This window comes from Pseudomonas sp. B21-023, assembly GCF_024749165.1.
Lineage (GTDB): Bacteria > Pseudomonadota > Gammaproteobacteria > Pseudomonadales > Pseudomonadaceae > Aquipseudomonas.
Genome location: NZ_CP087190.1, coordinates 1,241,435 through 1,264,126 on the forward strand (window position 1 = coordinate 1,241,435; position 22,692 = coordinate 1,264,126).

19 protein-coding genes are annotated in these 22,692 nt (G+C 62.9%); all 19 read left to right on the forward strand.

Features of this window, described 5'->3' with window-relative positions:
- Positions 1-46: 46 nt before the first annotated feature.
- The 19 genes from rpsB to LOY42_RS05750 all read left to right on the forward strand — a co-directional run bounded on the left by rpsB (position 47) and on the right by LOY42_RS05750 (position 22,691).
- Positions 47-784, forward strand: coding sequence for a 30S ribosomal protein S2 (gene rpsB / locus LOY42_RS05660; RefSeq protein WP_023629884.1), 738 nt, complete (start codon positions 47-49; stop codon positions 782-784).
- A 186-nt stretch (positions 785-970) separates the two neighbouring features.
- Positions 971-1,834: a translation elongation factor Ts gene (tsf, locus tag LOY42_RS05665; protein ID WP_023629890.1), complete on the forward strand. Its 864-nt coding sequence runs from the start codon at positions 971-973 to the stop codon at positions 1,832-1,834.
- A 177-nt stretch (positions 1,835-2,011) separates the two neighbouring features.
- Positions 2,012-2,755, forward strand: a complete 744-nt coding sequence (gene pyrH / locus LOY42_RS05670) for a UMP kinase (RefSeq protein WP_023629889.1) — start codon at positions 2,012-2,014, stop codon at positions 2,753-2,755.
- Positions 2,752-3,309 (forward strand): ribosome recycling factor, encoded by a 558-nt coding sequence (gene frr / locus LOY42_RS05675; protein ID WP_046854394.1) that lies wholly within the window; start codon positions 2,752-2,754, stop codon positions 3,307-3,309. The genes pyrH and frr overlap by 4 nt, the downstream gene beginning before the upstream one ends.
- A 16-nt stretch (positions 3,310-3,325) precedes the next feature.
- Positions 3,326-4,081: a polyprenyl diphosphate synthase gene (gene uppS / locus LOY42_RS05680; RefSeq protein WP_102684051.1), complete on the forward strand. Its 756-nt coding sequence runs from the start codon at positions 3,326-3,328 to the stop codon at positions 4,079-4,081.
- The gene (locus LOY42_RS05685; RefSeq protein WP_038706689.1) at positions 4,081-4,896 is read left to right on the forward strand and encodes a phosphatidate cytidylyltransferase; all 816 of its coding nucleotides are present in this window, start codon (positions 4,081-4,083) and stop codon (positions 4,894-4,896) included. The genes uppS and LOY42_RS05685 overlap by 1 nt, the downstream gene beginning before the upstream one ends.
- Positions 4,893-6,083, forward strand: coding sequence for a 1-deoxy-D-xylulose-5-phosphate reductoisomerase (gene ispC / locus LOY42_RS05690; RefSeq protein WP_139669195.1), 1,191 nt, complete (start codon positions 4,893-4,895; stop codon positions 6,081-6,083). The genes LOY42_RS05685 and ispC overlap by 4 nt, the downstream gene beginning before the upstream one ends.
- A 42-nt stretch (positions 6,084-6,125) precedes the next feature.
- Positions 6,126-7,478, forward strand: a complete 1,353-nt coding sequence (rseP, locus tag LOY42_RS05695) for an RIP metalloprotease RseP (RefSeq protein ID WP_139669198.1) — start codon at positions 6,126-6,128, stop codon at positions 7,476-7,478.
- A gap of 75 nt (positions 7,479-7,553) precedes the next feature.
- Complete coding sequence (gene bamA, locus LOY42_RS05700) at positions 7,554-9,902, forward strand: outer membrane protein assembly factor BamA (RefSeq protein WP_102684054.1); 2,349 nt, start codon at positions 7,554-7,556, stop codon at positions 9,900-9,902.
- 44 nt (positions 9,903-9,946) lie between these two features.
- Entirely contained in the window at positions 9,947-10,450 is a 504-nt protein-coding gene (locus tag LOY42_RS05705; protein ID WP_023629834.1) for an OmpH family outer membrane protein, read from the forward strand.
- A gap of 1 nt (position 10,451) precedes the next feature.
- Positions 10,452-11,507, forward strand: a complete 1,056-nt coding sequence (gene lpxD, locus LOY42_RS05710; RefSeq protein ID WP_046854399.1) for a UDP-3-O-(3-hydroxymyristoyl)glucosamine N-acyltransferase — start codon at positions 10,452-10,454, stop codon at positions 11,505-11,507.
- Positions 11,508-11,619: 112 nt separating this feature from the next.
- Positions 11,620-12,060: a 3-hydroxyacyl-ACP dehydratase FabZ gene (gene fabZ / locus LOY42_RS05715; protein ID WP_011535269.1), complete on the forward strand. Its 441-nt coding sequence runs from the start codon at positions 11,620-11,622 to the stop codon at positions 12,058-12,060.
- Positions 12,057-12,833 (forward strand): acyl-ACP--UDP-N-acetylglucosamine O-acyltransferase, encoded by a 777-nt coding sequence (gene lpxA / locus LOY42_RS05720; RefSeq protein WP_102684056.1) that lies wholly within the window; start codon positions 12,057-12,059, stop codon positions 12,831-12,833. The genes fabZ and lpxA overlap by 4 nt, the downstream gene beginning before the upstream one ends.
- Before the next feature lies 1 nt (position 12,834).
- The gene (gene lpxB / locus LOY42_RS05725) at positions 12,835-13,962 is read left to right on the forward strand and encodes a lipid-A-disaccharide synthase (protein ID WP_046854401.1); all 1,128 of its coding nucleotides are present in this window, start codon (positions 12,835-12,837) and stop codon (positions 13,960-13,962) included.
- A 1-nt stretch (position 13,963) separates the two neighbouring features.
- Positions 13,964-14,587 (forward strand): ribonuclease HII, encoded by a 624-nt coding sequence (rnhB, locus tag LOY42_RS05730; protein WP_139669201.1) that lies wholly within the window; start codon positions 13,964-13,966, stop codon positions 14,585-14,587.
- A 183-nt stretch (positions 14,588-14,770) separates the two neighbouring features.
- Positions 14,771-18,295 (forward strand): DNA polymerase III subunit alpha, encoded by a 3,525-nt coding sequence (gene dnaE, locus LOY42_RS05735; protein ID WP_102684058.1) that lies wholly within the window; start codon positions 14,771-14,773, stop codon positions 18,293-18,295.
- A 105-nt stretch (positions 18,296-18,400) separates the two neighbouring features.
- Positions 18,401-19,348 (forward strand): acetyl-CoA carboxylase carboxyltransferase subunit alpha, encoded by a 948-nt coding sequence (locus tag LOY42_RS05740; RefSeq protein ID WP_023628729.1) that lies wholly within the window; start codon positions 18,401-18,403, stop codon positions 19,346-19,348.
- A 148-nt stretch (positions 19,349-19,496) separates the two neighbouring features.
- Complete coding sequence (gene tilS, locus LOY42_RS05745; RefSeq protein WP_139669203.1) at positions 19,497-20,792, forward strand: tRNA lysidine(34) synthetase TilS; 1,296 nt, start codon at positions 19,497-19,499, stop codon at positions 20,790-20,792.
- A 270-nt stretch (positions 20,793-21,062) separates the two neighbouring features.
- The gene (locus LOY42_RS05750; RefSeq protein WP_046854404.1) at positions 21,063-22,691 is read left to right on the forward strand and encodes a CTP synthase; all 1,629 of its coding nucleotides are present in this window, start codon (positions 21,063-21,065) and stop codon (positions 22,689-22,691) included.
- The last annotated feature ends 1 nt before the right edge of the window (position 22,692 follow it).

A 22,692-nucleotide genomic window follows, 5' to 3' on the forward strand; every position in this document is an offset into this window, starting at 1 on the left:
CCATTGGGATACGTGGAGGCCCAACCCGACTTATCAAGGAACTATCATGTCCCAAGTCAACATGCGCGATATGCTGAAGGCCGGTGTGCACTTCGGCCACCAGACCCGTTACTGGAACCCGAAAATGGGCAAGTACATTTTCGGCGCGCGCAACAAGATCCACATCATCAACCTGGAAAAAACCCTGCCGATGTTCAACGAGGCTCTGTCCTTCGTAGAACGCCTGGCCCAGGGCAAGAACAAGATCATGTTCGTCGGCACCAAGCGTTCCGCCGGCAAGATCGTCGCCGAGCAAGCTGCTCGTTGCGGTTCGCCATACGTTGATCACCGTTGGTTGGGCGGCATGCTGACCAACTACAAGACCATCCGCGCTTCGATCAAGCGTCTGCGTGACCTGGAAACCCAGGCCGAAGATGGTACTTTCACCAAGCTGACCAAGAAAGAAGCCCTGATGCGTTCGCGCGATCTGGAGAAACTGGACCGCAGCCTGGGTGGTATCAAGGACATGGGCGGCCTGCCTGATGCCCTGTTCGTGATCGACGTCGACCACGAGCGCATTGCCATCACCGAAGCCAACAAGCTGGGCATTCCGGTTATCGGCGTTGTCGATACCAACAGCAGCCCTGAAGGTGTTGACTACATCATCCCAGGTAACGATGACGCCATCCGCGCTATCGAGCTGTACATGACTTCGATGGCCGACGCCGTCATCCGCGGCCGCAACAACGTTGCCGGCGGCACTGAAGTCTATGTTGAAGAAGCGGCTGCACCTGCTGCCGAGTAATTGACGCTTAGCGTCTACTTGGCACGCAAAAAGGGGGCTTTGCCCCCTTTTTGCCACCTTGAAATCCTGCTGTCAGCGAAGGCCCCGCATCATGGGCCGGCTGAGGTAAAAACAGCGGATTTGCAGAATTTAACGCCCGTGACGAACGGGTGGAATGGTTGAAAAACTTTCCAAGAGGATTTTGAAATGGCAGCAATTACTGCAGCGCTGGTCAAAGAACTGCGCGAGCGTACCGGCGAAGGCATGATGGATTGCAAGAAGGCCCTGGAAAAGGCCGGCGGCGACATCGAGAAAGCCATTGACGACATGCGTGCCTCGGGCGCCATCAAGGCCGCCAAGAAGGCTGGCAACGTTGCCGCCGAAGGCGCCATCGCCGTCAAGACCGACGGTAAATCCGCCGTTCTGCTGGAAGTGAACTCGCAGACCGACTTCCTGGCCCTGCAAGACGACTTCAAGAACTTCGTCGCCGAAAGCATCGAGCAGGCCTTCGCCGAGAAGCTGACCGACGCCGCTCCGCTGATCGCTTCGCGTGAAGCCGCTCGTGAAGCCCTGGTCGCCAAGTGCGGTGAGAACGTCAACATCCGTCGCCTGGTGCGCGTTGAAGGTGACGTTGTCGGTGCCTACCTGCACGGTAACAAGATCGGTGCAGTTGTTGTCCTGAAAGGCGGTGACGTCGATCTGGCCAAGAACATTGCCATGCACGTTGCCGCTTCGAACCCAGAGTTCCTGGATGCGTCGGAAATCTCTGCCGAGGCCATCGAGCGTGAGAAGAACGTCTTCCTGCAGCTGAACGCTGACAAGATCGCCGGCAAGCCGGAAAACATCGTTGAAAACATGATCAACGGTCGTATCTCCAAGTTCAAAGCCGAAGCCTCGCTGAAAGAGCAAGCCTTCGTGATGGACCCGGAAGTCAAAGTCGGCGCGCTGGCCAAGAAAGCCGGTGCCGAAATCGTTTCCTTCACCTACTTCAAGGTTGGCGAAGGCATCGAGAAGCCGGTTGACGACTTCGCTGCCGAAGTTGCCGCACAGGTAGCTGCCGCCAAGCAGTAAGACGGACTCGTCTGTCGCCCCAAAGAGGCTGCCCGCTCACGCGCGCAGCCTCTTTGTCAAAGCGGGAGTGGTTTACGAGGCCGCTGCTCGCTGACGCAGTAGCTGCGTCACGCTAGAGTTACGCGCAGGCTGAAGCAGCCCGCCAGATTTTTACAAACGCCGCAGGAGAGATTCGCAATGGCTCAGCAGGGCAGTGGTCATCAGGCTCGCTATAAACGCATTCTACTCAAACTTAGCGGCGAGGCCCTGATGGGCTCGGAAGAGTTCGGGATCGACCCCAAGGTCCTGGATCGCATGGCGCTGGAAGTCGGCCAACTGGTCGGCATCGGCGTCCAGGTCGGCCTGGTGATCGGTGGTGGCAACCTGTTCCGTGGTGCGGCGCTCAGCGCGGCCGGCATGGATCGGGTCACTGGCGACCACATGGGCATGCTGGCCACCGTGATGAACGCACTGGCCATGCGCGACGCGCTGGAGCGGGCGAACATCACCGCGATCGTCATGTCGGCCATCTCCATGGTCGGCGTCACCGATCACTATGATCGCCGCAAGGCCATGCGCCACCTGAACTCGAAAGAAGTCGTGATCTTCGCTGCCGGTACCGGCAACCCGTTCTTCACCACCGACTCCGCCGCTTGCCTGCGCGCCATCGAAATCGATGCCGACGTGGTATTGAAGGCAACCAAGGTCGATGGTGTATACACTGCAGATCCATTCAAGGACCCGCATGCCGAGAAGTTCGATCATCTGTCCTACGATGAAGTGCTGGATCGCAAGCTGGGTGTAATGGACCTGACGGCAATCTGCCTGTGCCGCGATCACAAGATGCCGTTGCGCGTCTTCAACATGAACAAACCCGGCGCCCTGCTGAACATCGTGCATGGCGGCGCGGAAGGAACTCTGATCGAGGAAGTTCAAAAATGATCAACGAAATCAAGAAAGACGCCCAGGCGCGCATGCAAAAGTCGCTGGAGTCGCTGATCCACGCATTTGGCCAGATCCGCACTGGCAAGGCGCACCCGAGCGTCCTGGGTAGCGTGATGGTGCCTTACTATGGCACCGACACCCCGCTGACCAGCGTGGCCAACGTGACCGTGAAAGACAACCAGACCCTGCAAGTGGTGCCTTTCGAGCGCAACATGCTGGGCGCCATCGACAAGGCCATCGGCAGTGCCGGCTTGAACCTCAACCCGACCAACCTGGGTGAGTTGCTGCTGGTCAACATGCCCCCGCTGACCGAAGAAACCCGCAAGGGCTTCACCAAGCAGGCACGTGCCGCAGCCGAAGATGCCCGCGTTGCCGTGCGCAACATTCGTCGTGACGCCATGGGTGACCTGAAGAAGCTGTCCAAGGACAAGGAAATCAGTGAAGACGAAGAGCGTCGTGCCAGTGCCGACATCGACAAGCTGATCAAGGATTTCGAGGCGCAGATCGCCAAGGCCACCGAAGCAAAAGAAAAGGACCTGATGGCCATCTAAGGGTCAGGACGCCTTCATGGAAAAGACCAAGCAGACTGTGCCCTCCGTGGTGCCGCGTCACGTGGCGATCATCATGGATGGGAATAATCGCTGGGCGAAGAAGCGCTTCATGCCCGGCGTTGCCGGGCATAAAGCGGGTGTCGATGCGGTGCGCGCCGTAATTGAAGTGTGCGCCGAGGCCAAGGTCGAGGTGCTCACGCTTTTTGCGTTCTCCAGTGAGAACTGGCAGCGACCGGCGGACGAAGTCAGTGCCCTCATGGACCTGTTCTTCAAGGCGCTGCGCCGAGAGGCCAAGCGCCTGAACGACAATAACATCAGCCTGCGCATCATCGGCGACCGCTCACGCTTCCACCCTGAACTCCAGGCTGCTATGCGCGAGGCTGAGGCTGCGACCGCCGGCAGCAACCGCTTCATCCTGCAGATCGCCGCCAACTACGGTGGCCAGTGGGATATTGCCCAGGCTGCCCAGCGCCTGGCGCGTGAAGTGCAGGCCGGCCATCTGCGGCCGGAGGACATCACGCCGGATCTGTTGCAGACCTGCCTGGTGACGGGTGACCTGCCATTGCCTGACCTGTGCATCCGCACCGGTGGCGAGCACCGCATCAGCAATTTCCTCTTGTGGCAGCTGGCCTACGCCGAGCTGTACTTCTCCGACCTCTATTGGCCGGACTTCAAACACGAGGCCATGCGCAATGCGCTGGCCGATTTCGCTTCGCGCCAGCGCCGCTTCGGTAAGACCAGCGAGCAGGTCGAAGCCGGAGCCCGTGCTTAATGCTTAAACAACGCATCATTACCGCGCTGATCCTGCTGCCGATCGCGGTGGGTGGTTTCTTCCTGCTCAATGGTGGGGATTTCGCCCTCTTCATCGGTTTCGTGGTGACGCTCGGTGCCTGGGAGTGGGCGCGCCTGGCCGGCCTGGTGGCGCAACCGTTGCGCATCGCCTATGCCGCCGTGGTCGCGGGCGGGCTGATGCTGCTCTACCTGATGCCGGATCTCGCGCCCTGGGTGCTGGGCGCTTCGGTGATCTGGTGGGCGCTGGCCACGTGGCTGGTGCTGACCTATCCGCGCAGCGGCGAGCTGTGGAGCAGTGCCGCCTGCCGCCTGCTGATCGGCCTGCTGGTGTTGCTGCCCGCCTGGCAGGGTCTGGTGCTGCTCAAGCACTGGCCGCTGGGCAACTGGCTGATCCTGGCGGTCATGGTGCTGGTCTGGGCGGCCGACATCGGTGCCTATTTCTCCGGCCGTGCCTTCGGCAAGCGCAAGCTGGCGCCACAGGTCAGCCCGGGCAAGAGCTGGGAGGGCGTGTATGGCGGCCTCGCGGTCAGCCTGCTGATCACCCTGGGCGTGGGCATTGCCCGTGACTGGAGTGTCGGCCAGGTGCTGCTGGGCTTGCTGGGCGCCGTGGTGGTGGTGATGTCTTCGGTGGTCGGCGACCTGACCGAAAGCATGTTCAAGCGCCGTGAAGGCATCAAGGACAGCAGCAACCTGCTGCCGGGCCATGGCGGCGTGCTTGATCGCATCGACAGCCTGACCGCGGCGATTCCGATGTTTGCCGTATTGTTGTGGGCGGCTGAGTGGGGTGTGATGTGAGTCGCGTGCAACGCATTACCGTGCTGGGGGCCACCGGCTCCATTGGCTTGAGCACGTTGGACGTCATCGCTCGCCATCCTGACCGTTACCAGGTGTTCGCCTTGAGCGGCTATTCGCGCATCGACGAGCTGCTGGCCCTGTGCGAGCGCCATCTCCCGGCGTACGCCGTGGTGCCGAGTGCCGAGGCGGCCGGGCGGCTGCGCGCGGGGCTGGCCAGGAGCGGATGTGCCACCGAGGTGCTGGAAGGTGAGGCCGGGCTGTGCCAGGTCGCCTCCGCATCGGAGGTTGATACCGTGATGGCCGCCATCGTTGGTGCTGCCGGCCTGCGTCCAACCCTGGCCGCGGTCGAGGCGGGCAAGAAGGTACTGTTGGCCAACAAGGAAGCCCTGGTGATGTCCGGGGCCCTGTTCATGCAGGCGGTGCAGCGTAGCGGCGCGGTGCTGCTGCCGATCGACAGCGAGCACAACGCGATATTCCAGTGCATGCCCGGCGACTACGCCCGGGGCCTGGGCGCTGTCGGCGTGCGCCGCATCCTGCTGACGGCCTCCGGCGGCCCGTTCCGCGAAACCCCGGCTGAAGCCTTGCTGGATGTCACGCCGGAACAGGCCTGCGCTCACCCGAATTGGTCCATGGGGCGCAAGATCTCGGTCGACTCGGCGAGCATGCTGAACAAAGGCCTGGAGCTGATCGAGGCCTGCTGGCTGTTCGATGCCAAGCCTTCGCAGGTCGAAGTGGTGGTGCACCCGCAGAGTGTCATCCACTCGTTGGTGGACTATGTCGATGGCTCGGTGCTCGCCCAGTTGGGCAACCCCGACATGCGCACGCCGATCTCCAATGCCCTGGCCTGGCCGGAGCGCATCGATTCGGGCGTGGCGCCGCTGGACCTGTTCGCCATCGCCCGTCTGGATTTCCAGGCCCCCGACGAACAGCGCTTCCCATGCCTGCGCCTGGCGCGTCAGGCTGCCGAGGCGGGCAACAGTGCGCCGGCGGTGCTTAATGCCGCCAACGAAGTGGCTGTCGAAGCGTTTCTCCAGCGGCGTATCCGCTTCCCGGAGATCGCGGGTATGATCGAACAAGTGCTCGACCAGGAGCCTGTGGTGGCATTGCCCACGCTCGACGCGGTATTCGCCGCCGACCAGCGTGCCCGGGAGCTGTCCCGGGAATGGTTGCGACGCCACGGCCGCTGAAGCCTGCGGCCGGCTCCGCCGAATGTCATCCGGAGATAGGACATGACTGCGCTCTACATGATTGTCGGCACGCTGATTGCGCTCGGCGTGCTGGTCACCTTCCACGAGTTCGGCCACTTCTGGGTGGCGCGGCGCTGCGGGGTCAAGGTCCTGCGCTTCTCGGTGGGCTTCGGTACGCCGTTGCTGCGCTGGCACGATCGCCAGGGCACCGAGTTCGTCGTTGCCGCGATTCCCCTGGGCGGCTACGTCAAGATGCTCGACGAGCGCGAGGGCGAGGTGCCGCCGGCGCTGGTCGAACAATCGTTCAACCGTAAATCGGTGCGCCAGCGCATCGCTATCGTGGCGGCCGGTCCGGTCGCCAACTTCCTCCTCGCGATCCTGTTCTTCTGGGTGCTGGCCATGCTCGGCTCGCAGCAGGTGCGCCCGGTCATCGGCGCGGTCGAGGCGGGCAGCCTGGCGGCCAGCGCCGGTCTGGGCGTCGGCCAGGAAATCGTTTCCATCGATGGCAAACCGACCAACGGCTGGTCGGCGGTCAATCTGCAGCTGGTGCGTCGCCTCGGGGAGAGCGGCACGCTGCGAGTAGGTGTGCTCGATGAAGGGGCAACGGTCGAGCGCCAGCTCGACATTACCCTGAACAATTGGCTCAAGGGCGCCGATGAGCCTGATCCGATCCAGTCCCTGGGCCTGCGTCCCTGGCGACCGGCGATGGTTCCGGTGCTGGCGGAGATCGATCCGAAAGGGCCGGCCGCTGCCGCCGGGCTCAAGACCGGTGACAAGCTGCTGGCGCTCGACGGTATGGCGCTGGGCGACTGGCAGCAGGTGGTCGACGCGGTCCGCGCCCGCCCCGAGCGCACGGTGAACCTGCGTATCGAGCGCGACGGCGCAGCCCTTGAGGTACCGGTTACCCTGGCACGCAAGGGCGAAGGCCAGGCGTCTGGTGGATATCTGGGCGCCGGGGTCAAGGCGAGCGAATGGCCGGCGAAGATGCTTCGCGAGGTCAGTTACGGGCCGCTGGAGGCGGTGGGCGAGGGCTTGTCCCGCACTTGGAACATGAGTGTCCTGACCCTCGAATCGCTGAAGAAAATGCTGTTCGGAGAGCTCTCGGTAAAAAACTTGAGCGGACCGATAACCATTGCTAAAGTGGCGGGCGCTTCAGCCCAGTCGGGCGTTGGGGATTTCCTGAATTTCCTGGCCTACCTGAGCATAAGCCTGGGGGTTCTGAACCTGCTGCCCATCCCGGTACTGGATGGGGGGCATTTGCTGTTCTACCTGATCGAGTGGGCGCGCGGTCGTCCGCTCTCGGATCGGGTGCAAGGTTGGGGGGTCCAGATCGGTATCAGTTTGGTCGTCGGGGTGATGTTGCTCGCCCTGATCAACGATCTGGGTCGACTATAAAAGCTTCGCTCAATCGCGAAACCTGCCGCTTTCTCGCGGCGGGTTGTTTATTGCCAGTTGGAATAAAAGGACTTCATGAAACGTCTGCTGCTAACTGCGGTGCTCTCCGCACTGATGATCGCTGAAGTTCACGCCGAGTCCTTCACCATCTCCGATATTCGTGTCAACGGCCTGCAGCGGGTTTCCGCCGGCAGCGTGTTCGGCGCGTTGCCGCTGAACGTCGGTGACCAGGTCGACGACCGCCGTCTGGTCGAGTCCACCCGCTCGCTGTTCAAGACCGGCTTCTTCCAGGACATCCAGCTGAACCGCGACGGCAATGTCCTGATCATCAACGTGGTCGAGCGCCCTTCGGTGTCGAGCATCGAGATCGAAGGCAACAAGGCGATCAGCACCGAAGACCTGATGAAGGGCCTGAAGCAGTCGGGCCTGGCCGAAGGCGAGATCTTCCAGCGCGCGACGCTCGAAGGCGTGCGTAACGAGCTGCAGCGCCAGTACGTGGCCCAGGGCCGCTACTCCGCCGAAGTCGACGCCGAAGTCGTGCCGCAGCCGCGCAACCGCGTCGGCCTGAAGATCAAGATCAACGAAGGCACCGTGGCCGCGATCCAGCACATCAACGTGGTGGGTAACACGGTCTTCGACGACGAGACCCTAGGCCAGCTGTTCGAGCTCAAGACCACCAACTGGCTGTCGTTCTTCAAGAACGACGACAAGTACGCCCGCGAAAAACTGTCCGGTGACCTGGAGCGCCTGCGTTCCTACTACCTGGACCGCGGCTACATCAACATGGACATCGCGTCCACCCAGGTGTCGATCACCCCGGACAAGAAGCATGTCTACATCACCGTCAACATCAACGAGGGCGAGAAGTACACCGTCCGCGACGTGAAGTTGTCCGGTGACCTGAAAGTGCCGGAAGACCAGGTCAAGTCGCTGCTGCTGGTGCAGCCGGGCCAGGTGTTCTCGCGCAAGGTGATGACCACCACCTCTGACCTGATCACCCGTCGCCTGGGTAACGAAGGCTATACCTTCGCCAACGTCAACGGCGTGCCACAGCCGAACGACCAGGATCACACCGTCGACATCATGTTCGTCGTCGATCCGGGCAAGCGTGCCTACGTCAACCGCATCAACTACCGCGGCAACACCAAGACCGAAGACGAAGTGCTGCGCCGCGAAATGCGCCAGATGGAAGGCGGCTGGGCTTCGACCTACCTCATCGACCAATCCAAGACCCGCCTCGAGCGCCTGGGCTTCTTCAAGGAAGTCAACGTCGAGACGCCGCCGGTGCCGGGCACCGACGACCAGGTCGACGTCAACTACAGCGTCGAAGAGCAAGCCTCCGGCTCGATCACCGCCAGCGTCGGTTTCGCCCAGAGCGCGGGCCTGATCCTGGGTGGCTCGATCAGCCAGAACAACTTCCTGGGTACCGGTAACAAGGTCTCCATCGGCCTGACCCGTTCCGAATACCAGACCCGCTACAACTTCGGCTACGTTGATCCCTACTTCACCCCCGACGGTGTGAGCCTGGGTTACAACGCCTTCTACCGCAGCACCGACTACGACGACCTCGACGTCGACGTGGCCAGCTATGCGGTGGACAGCCTGGGTGCCGGCGTCAGCCTCGGCTACCCGATCAGCGAGACTTCGCGCCTGACCTACGGCCTGACCGTGCAGCAGGACAAGCTGAAGACCGGCCGCTACACCGTCGATGAGATCTTCAAGTTCATCCAGGACGAAGGCGACAACTTCCTCAACTTCAAGGCGTCGATCGGCTGGTCCGAGTCGACCCTTAACAAGGGCGTGCTGGCCACCCGTGGTCACTCGCAGAGCCTGACCCTCGAGACCACCGTGCCGGGCAGCGACCTGTCGTTCTACAAGCTCGACTACCGTGGCCAGCTGTTCAAGCCGATCAACAACGACTACACCCTGCGCCTGCACACCGAGCTGGGCTACGGTGACGGTTTTGGCGGCACTTCGGGGCTGCCGTTCTACGAGAACTACTACGCGGGCGGCTTCAACTCCGTGCGCGGCTTCAAGGACAGCACCCTGGGCCCACGCAGCACGCCTAGTAGCGGCAAGAACCCGGGCACCATCGCCGACCCGGACCAGGATCCGCTGCCGTTCGGTGGCAACGTCCTCGTCCAGGGCGGTGTGGAGCTGCTGTTCCCGCTGCCGTTCGTCAAGGACCAGCGTTCGCTGCGCACCTCCGTGTTCTGGGACGTGGGTAACGTGTTCGACACCAACTGCGGTTCCAAGCCGGACTGCACCAAGGTCGGTTTCTCGGACATGGCCAGTTCCGTCGGTCTGGGCGTAACCTGGATCACCGCGCTGGGCCCGCTGAGCTTCAGCCTGGCGATGCCGATCAAGAAGCCGGACGACGCCGACACGCAAGTGTTCCAATTCTCTCTGGGCCAGACCTTCTGAGGTCGGCCCTTGCATAACGACAACGGATTATCCAGGAGTGCATCGTGCGTAAGTTGACTCAACTGGCCCTTGTGGCCGCGGCGCTGGTCGCCACCCCGGCTTTCGCCGAAATGAAGGTTGCCGTGCTGAACTATCAGATGGCCCTGCTGGAATCCGACGCGGCCAAGAAATACGCCGTTGACGCCGAGAAGAAGTTCGGCCCGCAACTGACCAAGCTCAAGGGCCTGGAAAGCAGCGCCAAGGGCATCCAGGATCGCCTGATCAAGGGCGGCGACAAGATGCCTCAGCCAGAGCGCGAGCGCCTCGAGCTCGAGTTCAAGCAAAAGGCCCGCGACTTCCAGTTCCAGTCCAAGGAGCTCAACGAAGCCAAGGCCGTGGCGGATCGCGACATGCTCAAGCAGCTCAAGCCCAAGCTTGATGGCGCCGTCGAGGAAGTGATCAAGAAGGGCGGCTTCGACCTGGTGCTCGAGCGTGGCGCGGTCATCGATGTCAAGCCGCAGTACGACATCACCCGCCAGGTCATCGAGCGCATGAACCAAGCCCGTTGATATGACCGTAACCATGACACTCGGCCAGCTGGCCGAAGCCCTCGGCGCCGAGCTCAAAGGCCCCGAGGCGCTGGAAATCACCGGGTTGGCCACCTTGCAGGAGGCCGTTTCCGGGCAGCTGAGTTTCCTCGCCAACAAGCAGTACCGCAAGTTTCTGGACGATTCCACGGCCAGCGCGGTATTGCTCAAGGCCGAGGACGCCGAAGGTTTCGCCGGCAATGCCTTGATCGTGGCCGACCCGTATTTGGCTTACGCGCGCATCTCGCACCTGTTCGATCCGAAGCCCAAGGCTGTGGCGGGAATTCATCCCAGCGCCGTGGTTGCCGAGGATGCCCAGGTGGATGCCAGCGCCAGCATCGGTCCGTTCGCGGTGGTCGAAAGCGGCGCGCGAATCGACGCCAACGTGACGGTCGGCGCGCACTGTTTCATCGGTGCCCGTTGCGTCATCGGCGAGGGTGGCTGGTTGGCACCCCGTGTCACGCTGTATCACGACGTGACCATTGGCAAGCGCGTGGTCATCCAGTCCGGCGCGGTGATCGGTGGCGAGGGCTTTGGCTTTGCCAACGAGAAAGGCATCTGGCGCAAGATCGCGCAGATCGGCGGCGTCACCCTGGGCGACGATGTCGAGATTGGCGTGAACACCGCGGTGGACCGCGGCGCCCTGTCGGACACGCGCATCGGTGATGGCGTCAAGCTCGACAACCAGATCCAGATCGCCCATAACGTGCAGGTCGGTGACCACACGGCGATGGCGGCCTGCGTCGGTATCTCGGGCAGCACCCGTATCGGCAAGCACTGCATGATTGCCGGTGGTGTCGGGATGGTCGGTCACATCGACGTCTGCGACAATGTTTTCGTCTCCGGCATGACCATGGTGACCCGTTCGATTACCGAACCGGGTGGCTACTCTTCCGGAACTGCCATGCAACCTTTGGCCGAATGGCGCAAGAGCGCCGCTCGCATTCGCCAGCTGGACGAGATGTCCAAGCGTCTCCAGCAGCTGGAAAAGCGTGTCGACACCGTGACCTCAGGTGGCCAGCCGACATCAGAAGGCTGATACCATTTACTGAGCGAGCGTTACAGTCGCTAGCTGGCTCCTCTTTGGATCTGCAAAAGGAGCGTGTGGTCAGCACCTGCGCTCCCTATTCTTATACAGGCTTCCCCCCGAAATGATGGACATCAACGAGATTCGCGAATACCTGCCTCACCGTTACCCGTTCCTGCTGGTGGACCGGGTGACGGAGCTGGACTTCGAGGCCCAAAGCATTCGTGCCTACAAGAATGTCAGCATCAACGAGCCGTTCTTCAATGGCCACTTCCCGGCGCATCCGATCATGCCGGGCGTGCTGATCATCGAGGCGATGGCCCAGGCGGCCGGGATTCTCGGATTCAAGATGCTCGACGCCAAGCCGGCTGACGGCACGCTTTACTACTTTGTCGGCTCCGACAAGCTGCGTTTCCGCCAACCGGTACTGCCGGGCGACCAACTGGTCCTGGAAGCGAAGTTCCTCAGCCGCAAGAGCATGATCTGGAAGTTCGAATGCCGTGCCCTGGTGGACGGCAAGCCAGTCTGCTCGGCCGAGATCACCTGTGCGGAACGCTCCCTATGAGTTCGATTGATCCACGGGCGATCATCGATCCCTCGGCCAAGCTGGCCGAGGGCGTCGAGGTTGGCCCCTGGTCGATCGTAGGCCCCGATGTGGAAATCGGGGAGGGCACCGTCATTGGCCCGCACGTCGTGCTTAAAGGGCCGACTCGTATTGGCAAGCACAACCGCATCTACCAGTTCTCCTCGATCGGTGAAGACACCCCTGACCTGAAGTACAAGGGTGAGCCGACGCGCCTGGTGATCGGTGACCACAATGTGATCCGCGAGGGTGTCACCATCCATCGCGGCACCGTGCAGGACCGTTCGGAAACGACGCTGGGCGATCACAACCTGATCATGGCCTATGCCCACATCGGCCATGACAGCGTCATCGGCAACCACTGCATCCTGGTCAACAACACCGCGTTGGCCGGGCACGTGCACGTGGGCGACTGGGCGATCCTGTCGGGCTACACACTGGTGCACCAGTACTGCCATATCGGCGCGCATGCCTTTTCCGGCATGGGTACCGCGATCGGCAAGGACGTGCCGGCTTATGTGACGGTGTTCGGCAGCCCGGCCGAGGCGCGCAGCATGAACTTCGAAGGCCTGCGCCGTCGTGGTTTCAGCGATGAGGTGCTGCATGCACTGCGCCGCGCCTACAAGGTTGTCTATCGCCAGGGCCTGACCGTCGAAGAGGCGCTCAAGGAGCTGGACGAGCTGGTGAGCCAGTTCCCGGAAGTCGACCTGTTCCGTCAATCGATCGCCAACTCCGCCCGCGGCATCACGCGCTGACATGGCCCAACTTTGCGTGGCGCTGGTCGCGGGCGAGGCCAGCGGCGACATCCTCGGTTCCGGCTTGATGCGTGCCATCAAGGCGCGCCACCCCGATGTGCGATTCATCGGCGTCGGCGGGCCATTGATGGAGGCCGAAGGCATGACCTCCTACTTCCCGATGGAACGCCTGGCCGTCATGGGCCTGGTCGAGGTGCTTGGGCGTCTGCGCGAGCTGCTCAAGCGGCGCAAGCTGTTGATCGAGACACTGATCGGTGAAAAGCCTGACGTGTTCATCGGTATCGATGCACCTGATTTCACCCTGAATATCGAACTCAAGCTGCGCCAGGCCGGGATCAAGACAGTGCACTATGTCAGCCCGTCGGTCTGGGCCTGGCGGCAGAAACGTGTGTTGAAGATCCGCGAGGGGTGCGACCTGATGCTCACCCTGCTGCCGTTCGAGGCGCGCTTCTATGAAGAGCAGGGTGTGCCGGTGCGCTTCGTCGGCCACCCGTTGGCGGACACCATTCCCCTCGAGGCTGACCGTGGCGCGGCGCGTGCCGAGCTGGGCCTGGGTGATGGCCCGGTGATCGCCCTGATGCCCGGCAGCCGCGGCGGCGAAGTGGGGCGCCTGGGCGCCTTGTTCCTTGATGCGGCCCAGCGCCTGCGCGAGCTGGTGCCTGGTGCACGTTTCGTGCTGCCGTGCGCCAATGCCGCGCGCCGCGCCCAGGTCGAGCAGATGCTCGAAGGGCGCGAGCTGCCGCTGACCTTGCTCGACGGCCAGTCGCACAAGGCTCTGGCGGCGTGCGACGCGGTGCTGATCGCCTCGGGTACCGCCACCCTGGAAGCGATGCTGTACAAGCGGCCGATGGTGGTGGCCTATCGCCTGGCACCGTTGACATACTGGATCCTCAAACGCATGGTCAAGAGCCCCTACGTGTCGCTGCCCAACTTGCTTGCCCAGCGGCTGTTGGTACCCGAGCTGCTGCAGGACGCCGCCACCAGCGAGGCCTTGGCGCAAACCCTGGCACCGCTGGTCAAGGATGGCGCGCAGCAGACCGACAGCTTCGACCAGATTCACCGCACCCTGCGCCGCGACGCCTCCAACCAGGCGGCCGACGCGGTGCTTGCCCTGTTGAAGGACCGCTGACATGCAGATTGGACTGGATTTCAACCTGGTCGAGGAACTGGTGGCAGGTGTAGACGAAGTGGGGCGGGGTCCGCTGTGCGGCGCGGTGGTAACCGCAGCGGTTATTCTCGACCCGCGCCGGCCGATCCTCGGTCTGAACGACTCGAAGAAACTCACCGAGGCCAAGCGCGATGCGCTGTTCGACGAGATCTGCGAAAAGGCGCTGAGTTTCTGCATCGCTCGCGCCGAGGTCGAGGAAATCGACCGACTGAACATCCTCCATGCGACCATGCTGGCCATGCAGCGTGCGGTCGAAGGGCTGCACGTCACGCCGAAACTGGCGCTGATCGATGGCAACCGCTGTCCGAAGCTTTCGGTACCGGCGGCTCCGGTGGTCAAGGGTGATTCGCAGGTGCCGGCAATCGCCGCCGCCTCGATTCTGGCCAAGGTCACCCGTGACCGCGAGATGAGCGCGTTCGAGCTGATCTACCCGGGTTATGGGATCGGCGGGCACAAGGGGTATCCGACCCCAGTGCACCTTGAGGCCCTGGCCCGTCTAGGGCCGACGCCCATTCATCGGCGTTCGTTCGCGCCTGTTCGAGCTGCCTGGGAAGCTCGTGAGGGCGTTTCCACTTTTCTGATCTGATTATCGCCATGCATCGCGGGGCAAGCCCGCTCCCACGCAGCCGATTCCATTGCAGGCTTGGCGTGGGAGCGGGCTTGCCCCGCGATGCATTCTGCAATCAACCGCTGACCTGCAGGCGAGGCAAGCGCAGAGCAATACGCTACAATCCCGCCCTTGTCGTTCAGCACTGCTACAGGATCCTCCATGTCGGTCTCCTTCGTTCACCTTCGCGTGCACTCCGAATTCTCCCTGGTCGACGGCCTGGTGCGGATCAAGCCGCTGGCCAAGGCCCTGGCCGGGATGAACATGCCGGCGGTGGCGATCACCGACCAGAGCAACATGTGCTCGCTGGTGAAGTTCTACAAGACCGCCATGGGCGCCGGCATCAAGCCGATCTGCGGCGCCGACCTGTGGCTGGCTGGGGTTGACCCGGAGGCGCCACTGTCGCGCATCTGTTTCCTGGCCATGAACCCCAAGGGTTACCGCAATCTCACCGAGCTGATCTCGCGCGGTTGGACCGATGGCCAGCGCAATGGGCTGGTGATCATCCAGCGCGACTGGATCGCCCCGGCCAGCGAGGGGCTGATTGCCCTGTCCGCGGGCAAGGAAGGCGACATCGGCATGGCGCTGATGGCCAATCGTCAGGACGAAGCCCAGGTACTGCTCGCTGACTGGATGAGCATGTTCCCCGAGCGCTTCTACGTCGAGGTGCAGCGTACCAACCGCGCTGGTGACGAGGAATACGTGCACGCTGCCGTGGCCTTGGCCGACAAGCTCGGCGCGCCACTGGTGGCGACCAACGACGTGCGTTTCGTCAAGCAGTCGGACTTCGACGCCCACGAGACCCGCGTGTGCATCGGCGAGGGTTGGACCCTGGACGACCCGCGCCGCCCGCGTGGCTACAGCGACCAGCAGTACCTAAAGTCCGCCGAAGAGATGGCCGAGCTGTTCAGTGACCTGCCGGACGCCATTGCCAACACCGTTGAGATCGCCAAGCGCTGCAACATCACCGTGCAGCTGGGCAAGTACTTCCTCCCCGACTTCCCGACGCCCAACGGCATGGGCATCGACGACTACCTGCGGCATGTCTCCCACGAAGGCCTCGAAGAGCGCCTGGCGGTGCTTTGGCCGAAGGAGACCACGCCCAACTACGAAGAGAAGCGCCAGGTCTACCTGGACCGCCTGAAGTTCGAGCTGGATATCATTATCCAGATGGGCTTCCCCGGTTACTTCCTGATCGTTATGGACTTCATCAAGTGGGCGAAGAACAACGACGTGCCGGTCGGCCCGGGCCGGGGGTCGGGTGCCGGTTCCTTGGTGGCCTACGTGCTGAAGATCACCGACCTCGACCCGTTGGCCTACGACCTGCTGTTCGAGCGCTTCCTCAACCCTGAACGTATTTCCATGCCCGACTTCGACGTCGACTTCTGCATGGATGGCCGCGACCGGGTGATCGACTACGTGGCCGAAGCCTATGGGCGCAATGCGGTGAGCCAGATCATCACCTTCGGCACCATGGCCGCCAAGGCGGTGGTGCGTGACGTGGCGCGGGTGCAGGGCAAGTCCTACGGCCTGGCCGACCGCCTGTCGAAGATGATCCCGTTCGAAGTGGGCATGACCCTGGAGAAGGCCTACGAGCAGGAAGAGATCCTGCGCGACTTCCTCAAGGGCGACGAGGATGCCCGCGAAATCTGGGACATGGCCCTCAAGCTCGAAGGTGTCACCCGCGGTACCGGCAAGCACGCCGGTGGCGTGGTGATCGCCCCGACCAAGCTTACCGACTTTTCGCCGATCGCCTGTGATGAAGAAGGCGGCGGCCTGGTGACCCAGTTCGACAAGGACGACGTCGAGGCCGCGGGCCTGGTGAAGTTCGACTTCCTCGGCCTGCGTACGCTGACGATCATCAAGTGGGCGATGGAAATCATCAACCGCGAGCAGGCCAAGAAGAACCTGCCCGACGTCAACATCGACTTCATTCCGCTGGACGACCGCAAGACCTACGAGTTGCTGCAGAAGGCTGAAACCACCGCAGTGTTCCAGCTCGAATCGCGCGGCATGAAAGAGCTGATCAAGAAGCTCAAGCCTGACTGCCTGGAAGACCTTATCGCACTGGTGGCGCTGTTCCGCCCCGGTCCGCTGCAGTCGGGCATGGTGGACGACTTCATCAACCGCAAACACGGCCGCGCCGAGTTGGCCTACCCGCATGCGGACTACCAGTACGAAGGCCTCAAGCCCGTTCTTGCGCCGACCTACGGCATCATCCTGTACCAGGAACAGGTGATGCAGATCGCCCAGGTGATGGCCGGCTATACCCTCGGCGGCGCCGACATGCTGCGCCGGGCCATGGGTAAGAAAAAGCCCGAGGAAATGGCCAAGCAGCGTGGCGGTTTCATCGAAGGCTGCGTGGCCAACAACATTGATGCGGATCTGGCTGGTAACATCTTCGATCTGGTAGAGAAATTCGCCGGTTACGGGTTCAACAAATCTCACTCTGCGGCCTATGGCCTGGTCTCTTACCAGACAGCGTGGTTGAAGACCCACTACCCGGCGCCGTTCATGGCCGCGGTCCTGTCGGCGGATATGCACAACACCGACAAGGTAGTGGTGCTGGTCGAGGAAGTACGCAGCATGAAGCTGCGCCTCGACGCGCCGGACGTGAACTTCTCCGACTTCAAGTTCACCGTCAACAACGATGGCCGCATCGTCTATGGCCTGGGGGCGATCAAGGGGGTGGGCGAGGGGCCGGTGGAGGCGATCGTCGAGGCGCGTGCCCAGGGCGGCCCGTTCAAGGACCTGTTCGATTTCTGCGAGCGCATCGACCTCAAGCGCGTCAACAAACGTACCCTCGATGCGTTGATCCGCAGTGGCGCGCTGGATCGTCTCGGCCCGCACTTCCATGACGAGATCAAGGCCTACCAGGCCAACATCGACATCAACCGCGCGACCCTGCTCTCGGCGCTGGGTGAGGCCGTCAAGGCTGCCGAACAGGCGGCCCATACCGCCGACAGTGGCCATGTCGACCTGTTCGGCGGCATGTTCGACGAGGCGGATGTCGACGTCTACGCCAACCACCGCAAGGTGAGGGAGTTGACGCTCAAAGAGCGCCTGAAAGGCGAAAAGGACACGCTCGGCCTGTACCTCACCGGGCATCCGATTGATGAGTACGAGACCGAGATCCGCCGTTTCGCCCGCCAGCGTATTGTCGACTTGAAGCCCGCGCGGGATACCCAGACCATCGCCGGGATGATCATTGCCCTGCGCGTGATGAAGAACAAGAAGGGCGACAAGATGGGCTTCGTCACCCTCGACGACCGTTCCGGGCGCATCGAGGCCTCGTTGTTCGCCGATGCCTTCATGGGCGCCCAGGCCTTGCTGCAGACCGACGCCATGGTGGTGGTGGAGGGGGAGGTCAGTAACGACGATTTCTCCGGTGGCCTGCGCCTGCGGGTCAAGACGGTGATGACCATGGAGGATGCCCGTACCAAGCTGGCCGAAAGCCTGCGCCTGAAGGTCGCCCACGACGCGCTCAAGGGGGACCGCCTGAACTGGCTGGGCGAGCTGATCACCCGCCACCGTGGTGGCTGCCCGATCACCCTGGAGTACACCGGCAGCGACGCCAAGGCCATGCTGCAATTCGGCGACCAGTGGTCCATCGACCCGGCCGACGGCCTGATTCAGGCACTGCGTGACCAGTTCGGACGTGAGAACGTCTTCCTGCAATACCGTTGAAACGACGAATTTTAATCTCGACCTATATGCGCCTGATCCCTTAAGGTAGGGCGCCAAACGGATCAACCGGCCGGCCGCCTGGCCGTAGACCCAAGACGGAAGCCTATGAACCCGAATTTCCTCGATTTCGAACAGCCGATTGCCGACCTGCAAGCCAAGATCGAAGAGCTGCGCCTGGTGGGTAACGACAACTCGCTGAACATCAGCGATGAAATTGCCCGTCTGCAGGACAAGAGCAGCACCCTGACCGAGAGCATCTTCGGCAACCTGACCAGCTGGCAGATCGCCCGTCTGGCCCGTCACCCGCGCCGCCCCTACACCCTCGACTATATCGACCACCTCTTCACCGAGTTCGAAGAGCTGCACGGCGACCGTCACTTCTCCGACGACGCCGCCATCGTCGGTGGCACCGCGCGCCTGGACGACAAGCCGGTCATGGTCATCGGCCACCAGAAGGGCCGCGAGGTGCGTGAGAAGGTGCGCCGCAACTTCGGCATGCCGCGTCCCGAAGGCTATCGCAAGGCCTGTCGCCTGATGGAAATGGCCGAGCGTTTCAAGATGCCGATCCTGACCTTCATCGACACCCCGGGTGCCTATCCGGGCATCGACGCAGAAGAGCGCAACCAGAGCGAGGCCATTGCCTGGAACCTGCGCGTCATGGCGCGTCTGAAGACGCCGATCATCGCCACCGTGATTGGTGAGGGTGGTTCCGGCGGCGCACTGGCCATCGGCGTGTGCGACCAGCTGAACATGTTGCAGTACTCCACCTACTCGGTGATCTCGCCGGAAGGCTGCGCCTCGATCCTGTGGAAGACCGCCGACAAGGCCGCCGACGCCGCCGAGGCCATGGGCATCACCGCCGAGCGCCTGAAGAGCCTGAACATCGTCGACAAGGTCATCCAGGAGCCGCTGGGCGGCGCCCACCGTGATCCGGCCAAGATGTCCGCGAGCATCCGCGCCGACCTGATCGAACAGCTGGACATGCTCGGCAAGCTCGACAACGACGCGCTGCTCAAGCGCCGTTACGACCGCCTGATGAGCTACGGTCTCTGATGGATTCCAGGGGCCGCTTTGCGGCCCTTTCGCCGGCAAGCCGGCTCCCACAAGGGAATGCATATTTCTGTGGGAGCCGGCTTGCCGGCGAAAGGGGCGTGAAACGCCCCCCCCCCCCCCCCGCGATCTCCATCACGGTGAGGCCCAGATGATCAACCTCACCCGCCAGTTTGCCCGTTGGCTCGATGCCCCCGCCTGGCACGTCGCCTTCTCCGGCGGCCTCGACTCCACCGTTCTCCTGTACCTGCTGGCCGATTACGCCCGCAATCACCCCGTGCCCCCCTTGCGTGCCATCCATGTCCATCACGGCCTGCAAGCCGCCGCCGATGCCTGGCCCGATCACTGCCGAGCGGTGTGTGCCGCCCTGGGTGTCGAACTCGATGTGGTCCCTGTCCAGGTCGCCCCTGGCGCCAGCCTCGAACAGTCGGCCCGCAACGCCCGCTACGACGCCTTCGAAAAACGGCTGGGCGTAGGCGAAGTGCTGTTCACCGGCCAGCACCGTGACGATCAGGCCGAAACCTTGCTGTTTCGTCTGCTGCGCGGCGCCGGCTTGCGTGGTCTGTCGGCCATGCCCGAGGCGCGCTCGTTGGGGCAGGGCAGGCTCGTGCGCCCGCTGCTGAAGGTTTCGCGTGAGCGCTTGCACGCTTATGCCCAGAGCAGGGGGTTGGTGTGGGTTGACGATCCCTCAAATACCGACACCACCTTCGCCCGCAACTTCCTGCGCGCAGAGGTCTTCCCGCTGCTGCGCGGTCGCTGGCCCCAGGCTGAGGGCAACCTGGCGCGCAGCGCCGAGCACCTGGGCGAGGCCCTCGGCCTGCTTGACGAGCTGGCCGCCACTGACCTGGCTCCGGCGTGCGACAATGCGCCGCTGCCCTGGCTCGGTCTTGCCTCCCTCGACCTCGCCGTACTCGAGGCGCTGTCACCGGCGCGCCAGCGCAATGCCCTGCAATGCTGGCTCGGTCGCCGCACCCGCCTGCCTGACAGTCGCCACTGGGCCGGTTGGGATGACCTGCGTGGCGCGGCAGGCGATGCCTGCCCGATCTGGCGCCTGACCGACGGTCAGTTGCAGCGCAGCCACGGGCGCATCTGGTGGCTGGACGGGCAATGGCTCCAAGCTCCGACGGGTGAATGGGCGTGGCCGAACCCGTCCACGCCCCTGGCGCTGCCGGGCAACGGCCAGGTGTGGCTGGAAGGCTGCATGGACAACACAGGCCTGCGCATCGCCTACCGTCAAGGCAGCGAAATGCTGGAGGTCAGTGGCCGTGGCCGGCGTGACCTCAAGCGTCTTCTCAACGAGCTGCAGGTCCCGCACTTCGTGCGCTCGCGCCTGCCACTGCTGTACCGGGGCGAGCAATTGCTGGCGGTGGCCAATCTGCCCGGACTCGCTCAGGCCGAATGTCAACTGCACTGGCAACCGCCGACGAACGTGCAAGGTTTGAGCTGAAGGGTACATTCCGGTAGACTACCCTCCCTTCTTGATACAACTTCTGTGGGTTCCGCGAAAACACAGCAGTTGCCGATTACCAAGCAGTTTTTTGCTGGGCTGATTTCTTAAAATGACGAGCGAGCTCCATGCCGGGGACACCCCTGGTCTGTACAGACGCGGCAGTTTTTCGAGATGCACTGTGATTGACGCAGGTGATCGGGGGCTTCGGCCTTCCTTCGCTTTCTCCGGCGGCGCTGGCCGCCTTAACGCAGACTTCTAGGGTTTTTCATGACGCGCTACATATTCGTCACGGGCGGTGTTGTTTCTTCATTGGGGAAAGGCATTGCCTCGGCTTCCCTGGCGGCCATCCTGGAAGCGCGGGGGCTTAAAGTCACCATGCTCAAGCTGGACCCGTACATCAACGTCGACCCGGGCACCATGAGCCCGTTCCAGCACGGTGAAGTGTTCGTCACCCACGACGGCGCCGAGACCGACCTCGACCTGGGCCACTACGAGCGGTTCATCCGCACCACGATGACCCAGAACAACAACTTCACCACCGGCCGTATCTACGAGCACGTGCTGCGCAAGGAGCGCCGTGGTGATTATCTGGGCGCGACCATCCAGGTCATCCCGCACATCACCGACGAAATCAAGCGCCGCATCATCAAGGGTGCCGGCGATGCCGACGTCGCGCTGGTCGAGATCGGCGGCACCGTGGGCGACATCGAGTCGCAGCCGTTCCTCGAGGCCATCCGCCAGCTGCGCGTCGAAGTGGGCTCCAAGCGCGCCATGCTGATGCACCTGACCTTGGTCCCCTACATCGCCACCGCCGGCGAGACCAAGACCAAGCCGACCCAGCACTCGGTCAAGGAACTGCGCTCCATCGGTCTGCAGCCTGACGTGCTGATCTGCCGCTCCGACCACCCGGTCGACGCCTCGTCGCGCCGCAAGATCGCGCTGTTCACCAACGTCGAAGAGCGTGCGGTGATTTCGCTGGAAGACGTCGACACCATCTACAAGATCCCAGGCGTGCTGCATGCCCAGGGCCTGGACGACTTCGTCGTCGAGCGCTTCGGCCTGCAGTGCAACAGCGCCGACCTGTCCGAGTGGGACAAGGTCGTCGACGCCAAGCTCAACCCTGAGCAGGAAGTGACCATCGCCATGGTCGGCAAGTACATGGAGCTGCTGGACGCGTACAAGTCGCTGATCGAAGCGATGAGCCACGCCGGCATCACCAACCGCACCAAGGTCAACCTGCGCTACATCGACTCCGAAGACATCGAGAACCAGGGCACCAGCCTGCTCGAAGGCGCCGATGCCATCCTGGTCCCGGGCGGTTTCGGCCTGCGTGGTGTTGAAGGCAAGATCACCGCGGTGCAGTACGCCCGTGAGAACAAGGTCCCGTACCTGGGCATCTGCCTCGGCATGCAGGTTGCCGTGATCGAATTCGCCCGTAACGTGATGGGCTGGAAAGACGCCAACTCCACCGAGTTCGACCGCAACAGCGGCCACCCGGTCGTTGGTCTGATCACCGAGTGGGCCGATGCCACCGGCGCGGTCGAGACCCGTACCGAAGCGTCCGACCTGGGCGGCACCATGCGCCTGGGCGCTCAGGACTGCCAACTGGCTGCCGGTTCCAAGGTGCACGACTGCTACGGCAAGGACATCATCACCGAGCGTCACCGCCACCGCTACGAAGTCAACAACAACCTGCTGCCGCAGCTGGTCGAAGCTGGCCTGCAGGTGTCCGGTCGCTCCGAAGACGGCGCGCTGGTTGAAGTGGTCGAGTCCAAGGATCACCCATGGTTCGTCGCCTGCCAGTTCCACCCGGAGTTCACCTCGACGCCACGTGACGGTCATCCGCTGTTCAGCGGTTTCGTCAAGGCTGCCCTGGCACAGAAGAACAAGGCCTGAT